The sequence below is a fragment of the Halomonas sp. SSL-5 genome, assembly GCF_030708455.1.
Classification (GTDB): Bacteria; Pseudomonadota; Gammaproteobacteria; order Pseudomonadales; family Halomonadaceae; genus Halomonas.
Map to the genome: position 1 here is coordinate 23,368 of NZ_JAUYWF010000004.1, position 16,380 is coordinate 39,747.

Below are 16,380 nucleotides of genomic sequence, written 5' to 3' on the forward strand. Positions count from 1 at the left end.
TCCTCCCCTGGAAGGCACAGCGCCCGCAGCCATGGCTGCGGGCGCTGTCGTTTTGATTGCCCCGGCCGCGGGCCCTGGCTCACGGGGTCAGCGGGGCGCCTGTCCCCGGGCCAGGCGCGGCTCGCGCTCGAGCTCGACGCCGAAGCGCTCGGCGACACGGCCGGCCACCCGATCGGCGAAGGCCAGCAGCTCGGTGGCACTGCCACCACCGAAATGCACCAGCACGAGCGCCTGGCGGTCATGCACGCCGAAGTGGCCCTCCCGCCACCCCTTGAGGCCGCACTGGTCGATCAGCCAGCCGGCAGCCAGCTTGATCCGACCGTCCGGCTGGGGGAAATGCGGCATGTCGGGGTGCTCGGCCAGCAATCGCTTGGCCAGCCCACTCGTCACCTGCGGATTCTTGAAGAAGCTGCCGGCATTGCCCAGCTGCGCGGGGTCAGGCAGCTTCTCACGGCGGATGGCACACACCGCCTCGGCCACCTCGAGCGCCGTGGGCGACGCCCCCGTGCGGCTCGCGAGATCGCCGTAGCCGAGGCGCGGCTGGGCCCGGCGAGACAGGCGCAGCACCAGTCGGGTGATCACCACTCGTCCCGCCATCGCCCCCTTGAAGACGCTGTCGCGATAGCCGAATCGACACGCCTCTGGGCTCAGCCGGCTCACGCTGCCATCCGCCAGATGGACCACCTCCACCGCCTCCAGCACATCGGCCAGCTCCACGCCGTAGGCGCCGATGTTCTGGATCGGTGCGGCACCGCAGCGGCCGGGAATCAGCGCCAGGTTCTCGGTGCCCCACAGGTCCCGGGCGGCCAGCGCCATGACCAGCTCGTGCCAGTTCACTCCGGCCTCGGCATGGATCCGCACCGAGTCTTCCTCGCCCTCCTCCTGCCACCAGTTGGCCATGGCCGGCTGCACCACCAGGCCCGCCAGGCGCGGCGGCAGGATCAGGTTGCTGCCGCCGCCGAGCAGGGTCAGCGGCCAGCCCCGCTCCCGCGCCTCGATCAGGGAGGCCTGCAGCTCGGCCAGGCTCCCGGGGGCGCTGAAGCGCTCCGCCACACAGGGCAGGCCCAGGGTATTGGCACGGGTCAGCTCACGCGGGGAAAAACGCACCAGATTCACCGCGGTGCCTCAAGGCGCACGGTGATCTCCTCGAGCAGGCCGTCGGCGGCACGCTCGATCAGGTCGAGGACCTCCTCGAACCCCTCCTCGCCGCCATAGTAGGGGTCCGGCACGGCGGTGTCCGGCAGGCCCGCGAATTCGAGGAAGAGCCCCATATGGGCGTCGAGTCCCTCGGGGGCCTGCTCGCGCATGGCCAGCAGGTTGTCGTGGTCCATGGCCAGCAGATAGTCGAAGCCATGGAAGTCGGCCCCCTGCAGCTGGCGGGCGCGCAGTGCCGAGAGGTCGATGCCGCGCCGGGCGGCCGCCTCCCGGGCGCGCTGATCCGGCGCCTTGCCCGCGTGCCAGGGCCCGATGCCACAGGAGTCGACCGCGACCCGGTGAGCCAGTCCCCGCTCCTCCAGCTTGCGACGGAAGACCCCCTCTGCGGTGGGCGAGCGGCAGATATTGCCCAGACAGACGAAGAGCACGCGCATCAGTGGCCTCCCGATTCAGCGTCGTCGGTTGTCAGCAGGGCCCGCACTCGGGCCAGGTCCTCGGCGGTGTCCACCCCCGCGGGATGGGGCTCCCGGGCCAGCGCCACCTGGATGGCATGTCCGTGATGCAGCGCACGCAACTGTTCGAGATGCTCCAGGCGCTCCAGGGGCGACGGCAGCCAGTCGCGGTACTCGGCGAGGAAGCCGGCGCGGTAGGCATAGAGGCCGATATGGCGCAGCCAGGCATCGGTCTCGAGCAACTCGGGCCGCGTGGCGAAGGCATCGCGATCCCATGGGATGGGTGCCCGGGAGAAGTAGAGGGCGCGGCCATCCAGGGCGCGCACCACCTTCACCACGTTGGGGTTGAACAGCGATGCCACCTCGCTAATCGGCTCAGCCAGGGTGGCGATGGAGGCGCCAGGGTCGTCGAACAGTCGCTCGGCGACCTGATCGATCAGCGCGGGGGGGATCAGCGGCTCGTCGCCCTGCACATTGACCAGCACCGCATCGTCGGCGAGCCCCAGGCGCTCGGCCACCTCGGCCAGCCGGTCGGTGCCGGAGGGGTGGTCTGCACGTGTCATCACCACCTCGGCACCCAGCGGCGCCATGGCCTGCTCGATACGCGGATCGTCGGTGGCCACCACCACCCGGCTCGCCGCGCTCTGCCCGGCGCGCCGCCAGACGTGGGCCAGCATGGGCTCACCGGCGATCTCGGCCAGCGGCTTGCCGGGCAGCCGCGACGAGGCGAAGCGCGCCGGGATGACCGCGATGAACTCCCTGGGATACTTGCCTTTCCCCTCCGCCATCAGGACTCTCCCGTGCGCCCGGGAGAGTCGTGCAGCTTCTCGTCGACGGAGAGCTGTCGCGCCTCCTCGGCCAGCATCACCGGAATGCCATCGCGGACCGGATAGGCCAGGCCATCGAAGAGGCAGTGCAGCTCGTCGGCCTCGCGGTGGTACTTGAGCTTGCCCTTGCACAGCGGGCAGACCAGCATGGCCAGCAGTTCCTTGTCCATCGTATTCACCTCACGTCGGGGGATGAGCCGGCATCACGCCGGCTCGCGGATTCGTGTCATCGTTGCCGGATACCGGGCGGGCCTTCAACGCCGCGAGTCGCTGGTCGAGCCAGGCGACGAAGGCAGGCTCGGGCGACGCCTCCACCTCCAGCACCCAGCTCTCCCCGGGGGCCAGGTCGCGGCACTTGACGGCATCCTTGGCGGTCATCACCAGCGGCCGATGATCGGCGAAGCGCAGCTCGTCGGCGCGGAAGGCATGATGGTCGCCGAAGGGGTGGGCAATCACCTCGATACCCAGCGCCTCGAGGGTCTCGAAGAAGCGTTGCGGCCGACCGATGCCGGCCACCGCGTGGACCGGCCCCGAGAACGGCGGCGGCGCGATGGGGTAGCGCCGGCCATCGCCGAGGCGACGCCAGGCGGATGGCGCCAGTGCCATGCGCCTGGCGGCGAGAGGCAAGGGGCCCTGCGGCTCGCCGTTGACCAGGATGGCATCGACGCTGTCCAGGCGCGACAAGGATTCGCGCAGCGGCCCCGCCGGCAGGCAGCGGCCGTTACCGAAGCCCCGCGCACCATCCACCACCACCAGCTCCAGGTCGCGGGCCAGGGCCAGATGCTGCAGGCCGTCATCGCTGACCAGGATGTCGCAGCCGACCTCCAGCAGTCGCCGGGCGCCGCGGGGACGGTCGGGGTCCACCACCACCGGCACGCCGGTCTGGTCGGCGAGCATGCGGGGCTCGTCGCCGCAGGCCGCGGCCGGCGTCGCGGGCTCCACGAGCAGCGGATGGTCGGCGCCCTTGCCGCCATAACCCCGCGACAGGATGCCCGGCCGCCAGCCCTGCGCGGCGAGCCGCTCCACCAACCATGCCACCAGCGGCGACTTGCCGGTCCCGCCCAGGGTCAGGTTGCCGACCACGATGACCGGCACCGGCGCGCTCCAGGCCTGGCGGCGCCCGCTGGCATAGGCAGCGGCGCGGCGCGCCACCGCCCAGCGGTAGAGCGCCTCCAGCGGCCGCAGGAGCGTGAGCCAGGCGTCACCCCGGTAGGCGGCGGTAAGCCAGCGCTCGCCGAGGCCACTCATGCCGGGTCGACCTCCTGGAACTGCAGGCGGTGCAGCGCGGCCATACAGGCCGCCGTCGGCTGGGTCTCCTGCAAGGTACTCATGCCGGGTCGACCTCCTGGAACTGCTGACGGTGTAGCGCGGCCATACAGGCCGCCGTCGGCTGGGCTTCCTGCAAGGTACTCATGCCGGGTCGACCTCCTGGAACTGCAGGCGGTGCAGCGCGGCATAGGCGCCGTCACGGGCCAGCAGCTCGGCGTGGCTGCCCTGCTCGATGATCTCGCCCTGCTCCATGACCAGGATCCTGTCGGCGCGCTCGATGGTGGAGAGGCGGTGGGCGATCACCAGGGTCGTGCGCCCCTTGCAGACCTCCTCCAGCGCCGCCTGGATATGGCGCTCGGACTCGGTATCCAGCGCCGAGGTGGCCTCGTCGAGGATCAGCAGCGGGGCATCCTTGAAGATCGCCCGGGCGATGGCCAGGCGCTGACGCTGCCCGCCGGAGAGCATCACGCCGTTATCACCCACCACTGTGGCATAGCCCTGGGGCAGGCGCTCGATGAACTCATGGGCGTGGGCGGAACGTGCCGCCGCCTCGATGGCCGCCGGGTCGGCGTTCTCCACGCCATAGGCGATGTTGTCGGCGATGCTCGCATTGAACAGGGTCACCTGCTGGGAGACCAGGGCGATCTGTCGGCGCAGCGGCGCCAGCCGATAGTCATCCAGGGGCACGCCGTCGATCAGCACGCGCCCGGCGCTGGGACGATAGAAGCGCGGCAGCAACCCCACCAGCGTCGACTTGCCGCTGCCCGAGCGCCCTACGATCGCCACCATCTCGCCCTCGGCCACCTCCAGATCGATGCCCTTGAGCACCTCCGGCTGGCCATCGGCATAGCGGAAGGAGACCCCCTCCAGGGTGACGCGACCGGCGAGCCGCGAGGGCTCGTGGGTCCCCTCGTCGGGCTCGGGGGGTTCCTCGAGCAGCCCGAACAGCTCCGACGAGGCGGCCAGGCCCTTCTGGATCTCGCTGTTGATCTCGGTGAGCTGCCGCACCGGCTTGGCCAACAGCGAGGCGGCGGTGATGAAGGCCACGAACTCGCCGGCGGTCATGTCGGCCATCAGTGCCGGTGACATGGCGAGCCACACCAGCACCGCCAGGGCCAGGGCCACCAGCAGCTGGATCACCGGGGTGCTGATCGCCTTGGTCAGTGCCTCCTTCAGGCTCTGCTGGCGATTGTAGTCACTGGCCATCGCGAAGCGGGCCTTCTCGAAGCTCTCGGCTCCGTGGGTGCGCACCACCCGGTAGCCGGAGAGCGCCTCGGAGGCGACGTGGGTGACCTCCCCCATGGAGGCCTGGATGCGCCCCGAGATGCGCCGGAAGCGCTTGCTGGTATAGCTCACCACCCCGCCGATCAGCGGCGTCACGGCCAGGAACAGCAGCGTCAGCATCCAGTTGGTCCACAGCAGGTAGCTCACCAGGCCGATCACGAAGAGCCCCTCGCGCAGCAGGATGGTCAACGCCTTGGTGGCGGCGCCGGTGACCTGCTCCACGTGGTAGGTGACCCGCGAGATCAGGTGGCCGCTGGAGTGGCTGTCGAAGAAGCGCCCCGGCAGGTGCAACATATGGTTGAAGACATCGCAGCGCAGCGCATGGACCACGTTGCGTGCCACGTTGCTCATATAGTAGGTGCCGAGAAAGGTACCCAGCCCCCGGGCGGCGAACATCCCGACCACGAACAGCGGCAGGAACAGCCGGAAGGCGGCGTCGGGCTCCTGGATGCCATCGATCAGGCGCTTCATCATCTCCGCCAGGGCGGTGCTGGAGGCGGCATAGATGGCGTAGCCAACGATGGCCAGGGCGAAGGAGCGCCAGTAGGGGCGCACATAGCTGAGCAGGCGGCGATAGAGCGTCAGGCCCGACTGCCGGGAAGCGTGTTGGGAAGTCCCGATGGGGGTCACGGCGTCTCCGCTGGTCTGGGTAAGGAATCGCTCGGCGAGCTCTCGGTGGTGGCAATGCGCACGCGCTGGATGCCCTGCAGGCCGGCCTGGTCGAGGGCACGCACCACGTCGGCATGGCGGGCCTGCGCATCGGCCTCCACCACCAGGCCATGCTCGCGGGCCTGCTGTGCCTCGGCGGCCAGCGCCGCGCCCAGCGACTCGGGGGCCAGTTCGCGCCCTCCCAGCCGATAGACGCCCTCGGCGCTGACCACCAGGGTCACCGGCGATGGCTCGGCGGCGACGCCGCTGACCGACTCCGGCAGGGTGAGCTCGAGCGCCTGGCGGGTCTCGAAGGTGGTGGAGACCATGAAGAAGATCAGCAGCAGGAACACCACATCGATCAGCGGGGTGAGATTCACCTCCACCGGGTCACGGCGGCGTCGAGGGAACCTCACGGGCGCCTCACCTCGGGGGCGAGCCGACCATCGGCCTCGACGCGCTCGGCGTCACGGGCCGGTTCCTGGCGCTCGGCCAGCGTGATGTCGTCACCATAGTGGGCCAGGAACTCCACCACCTGGCCGGCCTGCTCCTCCATGCGCACAGTGATATCCTCCACCCGGCGCTGGAAGTAGCGGTGGAACATCAGCGCGGGGATCGCCACGGTGAGGCCTGCCGCGGTGGTCACCAGGGCCTGGGAGATGCCGCCGGCCAGATCGGCGGTACGGCTCGCCCCGTCACCCGAGACGATCACCGCGAACACCTCGATCATGCCGACCACGGTGCCCAGCAGGCCGATCAGCGGGGCGATGGCGGCGATGGTGCCCAGCGGGCTCAGGAAGCGCTCCATGTCGTGGATCACCGCGGTGGCGGCCTCGGTGAGGCGCGCCCTGACCTGCTCGTGGCCGAGCCGGGCATTGCGCAGCCCCGCGGCCAGCACCCCGCCCAGCGGCGAATGGCTCTCCAGCCAGTAGAGGTTGACCTGGCCGCGGGTGATCAGGGTGCACACCTCCTGGCCCAGCCCGCGCGGGGCGATGCGCCCGGCGCGCAGCGTCCACAGGCGCTCGATGATGATCACCGTGGCCAGCAGCGAGCAGCCGAGCAGCGGCAGCATCAGCCAGCCCCCGGCGATCAGGGCCTCCATCATATCCATGCGCTCATCCTCTCCGGTGGCCGCGGGAGTCCCGCCGCGTTCACGGCGATTCTAACGCAAGGTGCCCGCAATCGACACCGGGCCGGACGCCGGGTCGGGCCGTCTCGGGCCCCGGCAACTCGTCACCGCCGAGCCGGAAGGTCAGGGCGCCGTCCAGGCCGGTGCTCCATTGGCAGGCCCCGGCGCGCCGGAAGCGCCTGACCACCTCGGGCGCCGGGTGGCCGAAGGGGTTATGGCGCCCCACGCTGTAGACCAGGTGGCGCGGGGCCAGCGCCTCTACCAGCGCGGGGCCCGAGCTGGTGGCACTGCCGTGGTGACCGGCGAGCAGCAGGCTCACGGGGGCGGCGACTTCACCCAGCAGCCGGCGCTCCTGTGCCTTGCCCAGGTCGCCGGTCAGCAGCAGGCGATGCTCGCCGGCGGTGACCTCCAGCACGCAGGAGCGGTCGTTGTCCGAGAATCCCCGCACGTCGTGGGGTGGCCACAACAGGCGGAAAGCGACGCCGTCACGACGCCACTCGCGCCCCGCCGCGCAGGGCTCGCCACGGGCCGCCGGCAATGCTGCCGGGGGCCCCAGGAAGCGCGCGACGCGATGCTGCGCTTCCAGGCCCGCCACGCCACCGGCATGGTCGCCATCGGCGTGGCTGACGATCACCGTGTCGAAGGCTTGCCCCGGTGGCCACAGCGTCTCCAGCGGCGTGAAGCCCGAGGCGAAGCGTGGACCGGTATCGTAGAGCAGCCGATAGTCGGCGGTAGCGAGCTCCACCAGCTGGCCCTGGCCCACGTCATGAACCCTGACCTCAAGCTCGCCTGACGGCAAGCGGTCGGGCTGCCACAGCAGCGGGACCAGCCCCAGCAGCAGCGAGGCCGCCACCCGCAGGCGCCGATCCAGGCCGGGCAGCCCCCACAGCGCGGCCAGCACCAGCAGCGAGAGCGCCACCGGCAGCGTCTGGGCGGGTTGGGGGTGCCAGGGAGGCAGCCACGCCGCCGTCGCTTCCAGCAGCCGGGCCAGCCCTTCCGCCAGCCGTGCAAACAGCCACCAACAGGCCTGGGTCAGCCCCGGCAAGGGGGTCAGCAGCCAGCCCAGCAGCCCCAGGGGAACCAGCAGGCTTCCCACCAGCGGCACGGCGACCAGGTTGACCAGCGGTGCCCCCGGCGCCAGCCGATCGAAGGCCAGCAGCACGGCGGCCGCCATCGCCGGGGCCAGCAGCAGCTGGGTGCGCACCAGCCCCCATAGCCAGCCGCGCACCCCGCGCGGGCGCGGCCTGCCCTGCCAGATGAGGATCAGCATGGCCACCGCCCCGAAGGAGAGCCATAGCCCCGGCCGCCAGGCGCTGAGCGGGTCGATCAGCAGCACCACGGCGAGGGCCAGCCACCAGCCCTGCCATGCTCCCGGCGCATGGCGCCCGCTGGCCACCCAGAGGCCCACCAGGGTCATGGTCAGTGCGCGCAGGGCCGGCGGCTCGAGCCCGGCCAGCAGCGCATAACCACTCGCCCCGAGCCCCGCCAGCCACCAGGGCCATACCGCCAGCCGCCAGCGACCCGGTGCCACCAGGCGCGCGACGCCGCGGCCCAGCAGCAGCACGAAGCCCGCCACCAGGCTCACGTGGAGTCCGGAGATCACCATCAGGTGGGTGGTGCCGCTGGCGTTGAGCAGCGCCCAGTCATCATCGGAGAGCCGGTCGCCGGCCCCCAGGGTCAGGGCCGCCAGCCAACGAGCCGGGCGTGGTGGCAGGTTCTGCTCGTCGAGCAGCGCCAGTGACAGGCGGCGCGGGTCGGGCGACGCCGTCGCGAGACGCTGCGGGGCCGGTGAATCGCGCACATAGCCGGTCGCCTGGATGCCCTCGCGCCACAGCCAGGCGCGGTAGTCGAAGGCACCCGGGTTGGCGAGACCGCCGGGCGGTCGCAGCCTGACGGCGAGCGCCCAGCGCTCGCCCGCCAGCATGGCAGGCGGCGCATAGGCATTGAGCCGGACCCGCCTCAGCTCCCCGCAGGGCAGCCGCGGCGAGGCAATGGGCCGACACCGCTCCACGGCCACGCCGAGGCGTGTCAGCCGCCCCTGGGGCGCCACCGATTCCAGCCGCCCCTCCAGCACCAGGTCGACACCCCCCAGCCCCGGCGGCAGCTGCCCGCCCTGCACCGTCAGCACGGCGCCCGCCATCCAGGCGACCAGCAGCACACCCGCCACCGCCGCCGGGCGGCGCAGTGCCAGCGTGAACAGCAGCGCCAGGCCCAGCCCCTCGGCGAGGCCCGGTGGCGGACTGGCCCCCAGCCCGATGCCCGCAAGCACGGCAAGGGCCAGGGGAAGTGCCCATCCTCTCGGCATTGCCTGGCTCCGACAAACGGGGCCGATCCCCAGCAGCGTGAAAGGCCGCGGGTGCGGTCCCGCCGCCTTGTATGGATAATAGGCCAGGTCACGATGCCGCGAGCCAGTGCCCATGCCGCGCCGCCTGCTACAGCGCTACATGCCCCACCCCGACGCCCTGAGGCGACAGCGCTCGCTGCGCTTCATGAACGGCCTGATCGGCAATCCCGCGCTATGGATGCTGAGTCGCCGTAGCGTGGCCAACGCCTTCTCGGTGGGCCTGTTCAGCGCCATGCTGCCGATCCCCCTGCAGATGGCGGTGGCGGCCTGCGGCGCCTGGCTGGCACGCTGCAACCTGCCGCTCTCGGTGGGCCTGGTATGGGTCACCAACCCCTTGACCATGCCGCTGATCTTCTACGCCAACTACCGCCTCGGGGCCTGGCTGATGGATGTGCCGGCACGTGACGCCCCCGAGCGCCTCTCCCCCCACTGGGTCGCCGAGCGGCTGGGCGACATCCTGCCCGCCCTGGCGCTGGGTTCGGTGGTCACGGCGGTAGCGCTGGCCCTCGCCGCCAACCTGGCGGTGCGGCTGCTGTGGCGCTGGCAGGTCTCGCGCAGCTGGAAGGCCCGTCATCGACGGCGGCGCCGCGCCGATTGCGACGACGCCCTGTAGCCCTCGCCTCCAGTCCCACCAACCCGGCCCCGACATGCCGACGGCCGCCTCGAGAGGCGGCCGTCGGCACAGCGAAGGTGTCGCGCTCAGTCCGCGGTCGACGACCGCGGCTGCTCGCTCAGCCGGCCCTCGTCGAGGCGCATGACGCGGTCCTGATGGGCGGCCATGGCCGTATCGTGAGTGACGATGACGAAGGCGCAGGCGGTGGTGCGCGCCAGCTCATCCATCAGGGCCAGGATGCCGGCCGCGGTGTGCTGGTCCAGGTTGCCGGTGGGCTCGTCCATCAGCACCAGGCTGGGATCGGTGACCAGCGCACGGGCGATGGCCACCCGCTGGCGCTCGCCACCGGAAAGCTCGCCGGGCTTGTGATCGGCGCGCGCCGCCATGCCCACCTTCTCCAGCAGCCTCAGGGCGCTGGCCTCGGCTGTCTTCTTGTGCTGGCCGCGCACGATCAGCGGCAGGGCCGCGTTCTCGACCGCGGTGAACTCGGCCAGTAGATGGTGGAACTGGTAGACGAAACCGATGTGACGGTTGCGGAAGCGCCCCAGGGCGGCCTCGCCGAGGTTGAGCAGCGACTCATCGGCGATCCTCACCTCGCCGCGACTGGGCCGGTCGAGCCCGCCCAGCAGGTTGAGCAGCGTGGTCTTGCCGGAGCCGGAGCTGCCGACGATAGCCACCCGCTCACCGGCATTGACGGTGAGGGTGAGCCCATCGAGCACGGTAATGTCCTGCGGCCCCTCGCGATAGATGCGGGTCAGGTCGTGGCACTCCAGCATCGTCTGCCCGGCGGTGCGTTGCATGGTTGTCTCCTGGTGGGGGCTCGGGGCGTGGCGGGCATCATTCATAGCGCAGCACCTCCGCCGGCTGCACGCGGGCGGCGCGCCATGCCGGATAGAGGGTGGAGAGGAAGGTCAGGACCAGGGCCGCGGCGACGATATTGCCGACGTCCTCCCAGTGCAGCCGCGAGGGAAGATTGCTGATGAAGTAGACGCCGGCGTCGAGGAACTGGATGCCGAACACCGCCTCGACCCAGTCGATGACGTCGGAGATGGTCAGCGCCAGCAACACCCCGAGCCCCACGCCCACCAGGATCCCGATCACCCCGATGGCCAGACCCTGGACCACGAAGATGCCCATGATCGAGCGCGGCGTGGCGCCGATGGTGCGCAGGATGGCGATATCGGCGTGCTTGTCGGTGACCACCATCACCAGGGTCGAGACGATATTGAAGGCCGCCACGGCGATGATCACCGTGAGCAGCAGCGCGATCATGCGCTTCTCCATCTGGATCGCCTGGAACAGGTTGCCGTGGGAGAAGGTCCAGTCGTAGCCGCGGTAGCCAGGCCCCAGCTCATCGACGATCGCACGGGTCTCGGCGCTCGCCGCGAACAGGTCATCGAGCTCCAGGCGCAGGCCGCCCACGGCGTCGCCCAGGCGCGCCAGGGTCTGCATGTCCTCGATATGGGCGTAGGCCAGGGCGGCGTCGAGGTCGGCGCCGACGCTGAAGATGCCGCTGACGTTGAAGCGCTTGAGACGCGGAAATACCCCGGCCGGGGTGATCGAGGCCTCGGGTACCAGCAGGGTGACCCTGTCGCCGACCCCCACCCCCAGGCGTCGCGCCAGGATCGAGCCGAGCACGATGTTCCATTCGCCGGGCTCGAGGTCGGCGAGACTGCCCTGCTGCATGTTATCGCCGATGATCGACACCCGGTCCTCCCACTCGGGCTGGATGCCGTTGACCATGGCGCCCTGGTTGTTGCCGCCTACCGAGAACATGCCCTGCTGTTCCACGTAGGGGGCGGCGCCGATCACCCGCTCGCGCTCCATCAGGCGCTCGGCCAGCCCTTCCCACTCGACCATGCCGGTGCGCGCTTCGATCTTGGTGTGGGGCACCATGCCGAGGATGCGCGTGCGCAGCTCGTGATCGAAGCCATTCATCACCGAGAGCACCAGGATCAGCACGGCCACGCCGAGCATCAGGCCCAGCATGGAGGTCAACGAGATGAAGGAGATGAAATGGTTGCGGCGCTTGGCGCGCACATAGCGCAACCCGATCAGGAAGGGCAGTCTATCCAGCATTGATGGCGTTCCTTGTCGGCGATAGCCCTGGAGCAAGGCGGCGATAGCCCTGGAGCAAGGCGGCGATAGCCCTGGAGCAAGGCGGCGATAGCCCTGGAGCAAGGCGGCGAGAACCCTGGCGTCAGGCGGAGAGCCCTGCAGCAAGGCAGCGGGCGCCCATGGTAAGGCTTTTGCGGTGGCGCTGCATCGCCGGGAGGGGCTAATCCACGGGATTTGCACGGCCCTCACCGACGGCGGCCTCGAACTCGGGATGCGGCCCGGGCATGCCGATGCAGGCCCCCTGGGCGAAGTCGACTCCCAGGGCACGCACCCGGGCCAGCACCGCCTCGCTGTGCACGAACTCCGCCACCGTGGTGATGCCCAGTTCGCGGGCGAACCCCACGATACCGCGAATCAGCGTCTCGGCACCGGGGTCGGTATCGAGCTGACGCACCAGGCTGCCGTCGATCTTGAGCAGGTCCACGTCGAGGCGCAGCAGGTGCTCGAAGTTCGAGTAGCCGCTGCCGAAGTCATCGATGGCGATCCGCACGCCCAGCGCCTTGGCGCGATCGATGAAGGCGCTGACCGCGGCATAGTTGTCGATCCCCTCGGATTCGAGGATCTCGAAGATCAGCCGCTCGCCGACGCCACTCTCGGCCACCCGTGCCAGCAGCGCTTCGCTGATCGCGGCATCGACGATATCCTCGCCGGAAAGGTTCAGGGAGAACTCGTGGGGGCTCTCGGCCAGTGCCGCCAGGCAGCGGTCGATCATGGTCAGCGTCAGTCGGCGATAGAGCCGGCTGCGCCGGGCCACCTCGAGGAAGACGCCGGGACTGACCGGCTCGCCCTCTTCATCAAGCATCCGCACCAGGCATTCGAACTTGCCGACCCGCCCGCTCGCCACCTCGAGAATCGGCTGGAAATAGGCCACGACCCGGCCATCATCGAGGGCCTCGGCCAGCCGATTGGCCCAGGCCAGGTTGCGCTCGTAGTCGCGTCGCACCCGGGTCGCCGGGTCATAGAAGGCGTAGGGCCGCTGCGCCGCACGGGCCTGCTTGAGGGCGATATTGGCCGATGAGAGCAGGGTCTCGTCACCATCGGGGCCGTTCTCCAGCTGCCAGCTCGAGGCCACGCCCAGGGTCATCTGCAGCGGCAGTTCCTGACCGCGCCAGTCGAGCCGCAGGCCGCTCAGGGCCTGGTAGAGGGTCTCGACCGTGGCCTGCAGGGCGGCGTCCGCCACGGTGCCGGGGAGCCATACGGCCTGTTCATCCCCCGGCATGCGATAGAGCCGGCAGTCGCGCCAGCCACTCGCCTTGAGCAGCTCCTCGAGGCGCTCCGCCAGGCGCTGGATCACCCTGTCGCCACACCGATGGCCGAAGAGGTCGTTGATCTGCTTGAAGCCGTCGACATTGACCAGCATCAGCGAGCCCGCCCGGCCCGCCTCGAGGTCGGCCAGCAGTCGCGCGCGGTTGGGCAGCCGGGTCAGCGGATCGGTATAGAGAGTGCGCAGCTGGCGCAGCAGCCCCGCTACCAGGAACAGGATCATCCCGGCGAGCAGCAGCAGGACCAGCCCGATGCCGACCAGCAGCTGAAGATTGACCTCGCGCATGGGGGTCAGCACGGCATCGATCTCGGCCTGGGGCACGGCGATGCCGAAGACCATGCCGGCACGGGTGGCGTCGTGATACAGCGACCAGGGCTCTCCTCCGAGGTCCAGATCGCGACGCACCATGCCCTTCAGAGCGGCCAGTTCACCGGCATCCTGATGCAGCGCCAGCGCCGACACCGCCTCGATGAGACGCTGGGCACGCTGCTGGTCCTCGGCACGGGCCAGGCTGGAGAGGTTGCGATTCTCGCGATCGACCAGGAAAGCGAAGGTGCTGGGCGTGACCTGCACATCGCTGACCAGGCCGATGATGTCATCGGCCACCCAGTCGCTGGCGGCCATGCCCAGCACGCGTCCCGCCGCATCGCGGACAGGGGTACTGACGCTGATCACCGCATCGTCGATGCGCGGCTTGAAGTAGGTGGCCGTCCAGTGGGGCTGGCCGTTGCCCTCTCGCCACCCCGCCAGGCGGGTCTGCAACCACTCAGCCTGGGCCCAGCCGGCCTCCAGTGGCTCGACCACCACTCGCGGCCCCTCGCGCCGCGCGAACATCGCGGCAGGCGGTGATAGCCGGGTAAGCCAGAGGGTCGCCCCTCGGGCGTCGGGAAACTCCTCGAGGGCCTGCTCCAGGGCCTCGGATACCCTGGCTTCCCCCGTCTCCATCTCGGTAAGCAGCACTCCCGCCCGGGCCAGCCCGCGGCTGTTCTGCTCCATGCGCCGATGGTGGGCGTCGATACGGTCGAGGTTGGCATGGAAGGTATCGACGATCTGCCGCTCACGCAGCTCCGAGAGGGCACCTTCCGCGAAGCGCAGATTGAGGGTCGAGAGCAGCCACATGCCACCGCAGAACAGAGCCACCAGCAGCGCCAGCAGCAGCATGATCAGGGGTCGGCGCCCGAGGAAGGGGCGCTGTCTCTTCACCGGTCGACCTCGGGGTCGGCGGCACCGGGCGGGGCGGTGAGCGCCTCGAGCCGCGCCTTCGCCTGGCTATCGCCATTGCTCGCGGCACGCCGGAACCAGCCCAGCGCCTCCTCCCGTTCGCCTGCCAGTTCGGCCATGCTGCCCAGGTGCCGCTGGGCACGGGGATCCTCCTGCTCTGCGGATACCAGGCAGGCCTCGCGGGCCTGCCGCAGGTTACGGATGGTGAACAGCAGATAGCAGTCGTTGGCCTGGCGCCGATCCACCGCCTCCTCCTCCTGCGCATCACGCTCCTTCAGGGGCTCGGCGGGCGCCTCGACGGCAACGGGTGCCGGTGCCGCGGCGGCACGGCGTGGCTCCTGCTGGCGCACCCGTGCATAGAAGGCATTGACCTCCGCGGGGCAGGAGTAGAGGTAGCCCTGCCGAAGACGCGCCAGGGTCTCGCGATTGGCGGGGCGCTCGGCGTATTCGTCGGCAATGGCGGCGCAGCGGCGGTCACGCTCCCGTGAGATATCGGTCAGCACCTCGGCATAGCGAGGATCCTCGCCATGCTCCTCCAGGTAGCGGGTCAGCGGATCGATCCAGGGCTGGTCGAACAGCGCCTGGCGCTCCTCGCGACGCTCCTGGGCCAACGCCACCGACTCGGCATCATCGCCTTCGAAGAGTCCCGCCAGGCGCTGGCCCTGGGCGCTGATCGCCTCGCCGGAACGCGTCAGCCAGTCGCTCGAGGTGGCGGCCACCGTTTCGCGGTCGGGAAGCGTAGTACAGCCGCCGAGCGTCAGACCCAGCACGGTGATCACGGAAAGCAGGGAACTGGCGCGCATGCAACTCCTTAGCGACCCGGAACGGTCGTCGATGCCGTCAGGATACCACCGCCCGGGGGGAAGACCAGCTAGGGCTGTGCCGCCCCGTACTCTTGCATAGCGCGACCGGGCCGCCTACATTCGCCGCCTGACACCTAACGATCTGGACACGACCCGATGGCCACACGCCTGCTCCCCGAGTGGCATCCCCAGGATGCCGTCCAACTGACCTGGCCCGGCCCGGAGAGCGACTGGGCATCGATGCTGGAGCGCATCGAGGCGACCCTGGAGGCGATGGTGGTGGCCATTGCCCGCTACGAGAGCGTGCTGATCAGCGTGCCCACCACGCTTGTCCGCACCCACCTCGCGCGACGCTTCTCCCTGCTGGGTGTCCCTGCCGAGCGGCTGACGCTGGTGGTCGCCGAGGCGGACGACACCTGGGCTCGCGACCATGGCCCCCTGGCCGTGGAGTGCGACGGCAGGCTGGTACTGAACGACTATGTATTCACCGGCTGGGGCGGGAAATTTCCCGCCGCCAGGGACAACACCCTGACCCGCCGCCTCGCCGCAGCCGGCGCCTATGCCTGCCCGGTCAGCGAGCGTGGCCTGGTACTGGAGGGCGGCGCCATCGAGAGCGACGGCGAGGGTACCCTGCTCACCACCGAGGCCTGCCTGCTCAACCCCAATCGCAACCCCGGGCTCGACCGCCGCGCCGTGGAGGAGTGGCTCCACGCGGACTTCGGCGTGACGCGGGTGCTGTGGCTGTCCCACGGGCACCTGGAGGGCGACGACACCGACAGCCACGTGGATACCCTGGCCCGCTTCTGCGACCCGGCCACCATCGCCTACGTGCATTGCGACGACGAGCAGGATCCCCACTACCCGGCGCTTGCCGCCATGGAGGCGGAGCTCGAGGCGATGCGCCGCGCCGACGGCCAGCCCTACCGTCTGGTGCCCCTGCCCTGGCCCAAAGCCTGCCTGGATCCCGAGGACGGCCACCGCCTGCCGGCCACCTATGCTAACTTCCTGATCCTCAACGGCGCCGTGCTGGTGCCCACCTACGGCGACGCCGCCGACGCCCGGGCCCTGGCCGCCCTGGCAGAGGCCTTCCCGGACCGCGATATCGTGCCCATCGACTGTCGCAGCGTGATCCGCCAGCACGGCAGCCTGCACTGCCTGACCATGCAGCTGCCCCGCGGCAGCCTAAGCAAACAGGCCTGAAAACTGTCTCATAGCCACACCAGCAGGGGCGCTGGGGACAAGCCGAAGAGGAG

General features: G+C 70.2%; 15 protein-coding genes. 2 read left to right on the forward strand and 13 right to left on the reverse strand.

Annotated features, from left to right (window positions below; translation table 11 throughout):
• Positions 1–87 precede the first annotated feature (87 nt).
• The 9 genes from murB to RAN53_RS05410 all read right to left on the reverse strand — a co-directional run bounded on the left by murB (position 88) and on the right by RAN53_RS05410 (position 9,069).
• Positions 88–1,116: a UDP-N-acetylmuramate dehydrogenase gene (gene murB / locus RAN53_RS05370; RefSeq protein WP_305795792.1), complete on the reverse strand. Its 1,029-nt coding sequence runs from the start codon at positions 1,114–1,116 to the stop codon at positions 88–90.
• A complete protein-coding gene (locus RAN53_RS05375) occupies positions 1,113–1,589 on the reverse strand; it encodes a low molecular weight protein-tyrosine-phosphatase (RefSeq protein WP_305795793.1) in 477 nt (158 codons plus the stop codon). Before RAN53_RS05375 ends, murB begins: the two co-directional genes overlap by 4 nt.
• A complete protein-coding gene (gene kdsB / locus RAN53_RS05380) occupies positions 1,589–2,395 on the reverse strand; it encodes a 3-deoxy-manno-octulosonate cytidylyltransferase (protein WP_305795794.1) in 807 nt (268 codons plus the stop codon). Before kdsB ends, RAN53_RS05375 begins: the two co-directional genes overlap by 1 nt.
• Positions 2,395–2,604: a Trm112 family protein gene (locus RAN53_RS05385; RefSeq protein WP_305795795.1), complete on the reverse strand. Its 210-nt coding sequence runs from the start codon at positions 2,602–2,604 to the stop codon at positions 2,395–2,397. Before RAN53_RS05385 ends, kdsB begins: the two co-directional genes overlap by 1 nt.
• Before the next feature lie 10 nt (positions 2,605–2,614).
• Positions 2,615–3,682, reverse strand: coding sequence for a tetraacyldisaccharide 4'-kinase (gene lpxK / locus RAN53_RS05390; RefSeq protein ID WP_305795796.1), 1,068 nt, complete (start codon positions 3,680–3,682; stop codon positions 2,615–2,617).
• A 162-nt stretch (positions 3,683–3,844) separates the two neighbouring features.
• Positions 3,845–5,617 carry a lipid A export permease/ATP-binding protein MsbA gene (msbA, locus tag RAN53_RS05395; protein ID WP_305795797.1) on the reverse strand — a complete coding sequence of 591 codons (1,773 nt, stop codon included), beginning with the start codon at positions 5,615–5,617 and terminating at the stop codon, positions 3,845–3,847.
• Positions 5,614–6,051 (reverse strand): ExbD/TolR family protein, encoded by a 438-nt coding sequence (locus RAN53_RS05400; RefSeq protein WP_305795798.1) that lies wholly within the window; start codon positions 6,049–6,051, stop codon positions 5,614–5,616. Before RAN53_RS05400 ends, msbA begins: the two co-directional genes overlap by 4 nt.
• Positions 6,048–6,746: a MotA/TolQ/ExbB proton channel family protein gene (locus tag RAN53_RS05405; RefSeq protein WP_305795799.1), complete on the reverse strand. Its 699-nt coding sequence runs from the start codon at positions 6,744–6,746 to the stop codon at positions 6,048–6,050. Before RAN53_RS05405 ends, RAN53_RS05400 begins: the two co-directional genes overlap by 4 nt.
• A 40-nt stretch (positions 6,747–6,786) precedes the next feature.
• Positions 6,787–9,069, reverse strand: a complete 2,283-nt coding sequence (locus tag RAN53_RS05410) for a DNA internalization-related competence protein ComEC/Rec2 (RefSeq protein ID WP_305795800.1) — start codon at positions 9,067–9,069, stop codon at positions 6,787–6,789.
• A gap of 112 nt (positions 9,070–9,181) precedes the next feature.
• On the opposite strand from RAN53_RS05410, the gene RAN53_RS05415 reads away from it, so the two are divergent.
• Positions 9,182–9,721 carry a DUF2062 domain-containing protein gene (locus RAN53_RS05415; protein ID WP_305795801.1) on the forward strand — a complete coding sequence of 180 codons (540 nt, stop codon included), beginning with the start codon at positions 9,182–9,184 and terminating at the stop codon, positions 9,719–9,721.
• Positions 9,722–9,807: 86 nt separating this feature from the next.
• Here the strand turns inward: RAN53_RS05415 and RAN53_RS05420 are convergent, their stop codons facing one another.
• The 4 genes from RAN53_RS05420 to RAN53_RS05435 form a co-directional block, all read right to left on the reverse strand.
• Positions 9,808–10,521 (reverse strand): ABC transporter ATP-binding protein, encoded by a 714-nt coding sequence (locus tag RAN53_RS05420; protein WP_305795802.1) that lies wholly within the window; start codon positions 10,519–10,521, stop codon positions 9,808–9,810.
• A gap of 37 nt (positions 10,522–10,558) precedes the next feature.
• On the reverse strand, positions 10,559–11,800 hold the full coding sequence (locus RAN53_RS05425) for a lipoprotein-releasing ABC transporter permease subunit (protein ID WP_305795803.1): 1,242 nt from the start codon (positions 11,798–11,800) through the stop codon (positions 10,559–10,561).
• Between the two features lie 199 nt (positions 11,801–11,999).
• Positions 12,000–14,306 carry an EAL domain-containing protein gene (locus tag RAN53_RS05430; RefSeq protein WP_305795804.1) on the reverse strand — a complete coding sequence of 769 codons (2,307 nt, stop codon included), beginning with the start codon at positions 14,304–14,306 and terminating at the stop codon, positions 12,000–12,002.
• Positions 14,303–15,127 (reverse strand): hypothetical protein, encoded by an 825-nt coding sequence (locus RAN53_RS05435; RefSeq protein WP_305795805.1) that lies wholly within the window; start codon positions 15,125–15,127, stop codon positions 14,303–14,305. Before RAN53_RS05435 ends, RAN53_RS05430 begins: the two co-directional genes overlap by 4 nt.
• A gap of 156 nt (positions 15,128–15,283) precedes the next feature.
• Here RAN53_RS05435 and RAN53_RS05440 point away from each other — a divergent pair, with 156 nt between their 5' ends.
• Positions 15,284–16,327 (forward strand): agmatine/peptidylarginine deiminase, encoded by a 1,044-nt coding sequence (locus tag RAN53_RS05440; protein WP_305795806.1) that lies wholly within the window; start codon positions 15,284–15,286, stop codon positions 16,325–16,327.
• Positions 16,328–16,380: the final 53 nt, after the last annotated feature.

Coding starts and splice junctions, on each gene's coding strand:
- RAN53_RS05410 (WP_305795800.1), bottom strand. CDS start 9,069: ATGCCGAGAGGATGGGCACTTCCCCTGGCCCTTGCCGTGCTTGCGGGC.
- RAN53_RS05375 (WP_305795793.1), bottom strand. CDS start 1,589: ATGCGCGTGCTCTTCGTCTGTCTGGGCAATATCTGCCGCTCGCCCACC.
- RAN53_RS05420 (WP_305795802.1), bottom strand. CDS start 10,521: ATGCAACGCACCGCCGGGCAGACGATGCTGGAGTGCCACGACCTGACC.
- RAN53_RS05405 (WP_305795799.1), bottom strand. CDS start 6,746: ATGGATATGATGGAGGCCCTGATCGCCGGGGGCTGGCTGATGCTGCCG.
- RAN53_RS05415 (WP_305795801.1), top strand. CDS start 9,182: ATGCCGCGCCGCCTGCTACAGCGCTACATGCCCCACCCCGACGCCCTG.
- RAN53_RS05435 (WP_305795805.1), bottom strand. CDS start 15,127: ATGCGCGCCAGTTCCCTGCTTTCCGTGATCACCGTGCTGGGTCTGACG.
- RAN53_RS05385 (WP_305795795.1), bottom strand. CDS start 2,604: ATGGACAAGGAACTGCTGGCCATGCTGGTCTGCCCGCTGTGCAAGGGC.
- lpxK (WP_305795796.1), bottom strand. CDS start 3,682: ATGAGTGGCCTCGGCGAGCGCTGGCTTACCGCCGCCTACCGGGGTGAC.
- RAN53_RS05425 (WP_305795803.1), bottom strand. CDS start 11,800: ATGCTGGATAGACTGCCCTTCCTGATCGGGTTGCGCTATGTGCGCGCC.
- kdsB (WP_305795794.1), bottom strand. CDS start 2,395: ATGGCGGAGGGGAAAGGCAAGTATCCCAGGGAGTTCATCGCGGTCATC.
- RAN53_RS05440 (WP_305795806.1), top strand. CDS start 15,284: ATGGCCACACGCCTGCTCCCCGAGTGGCATCCCCAGGATGCCGTCCAA.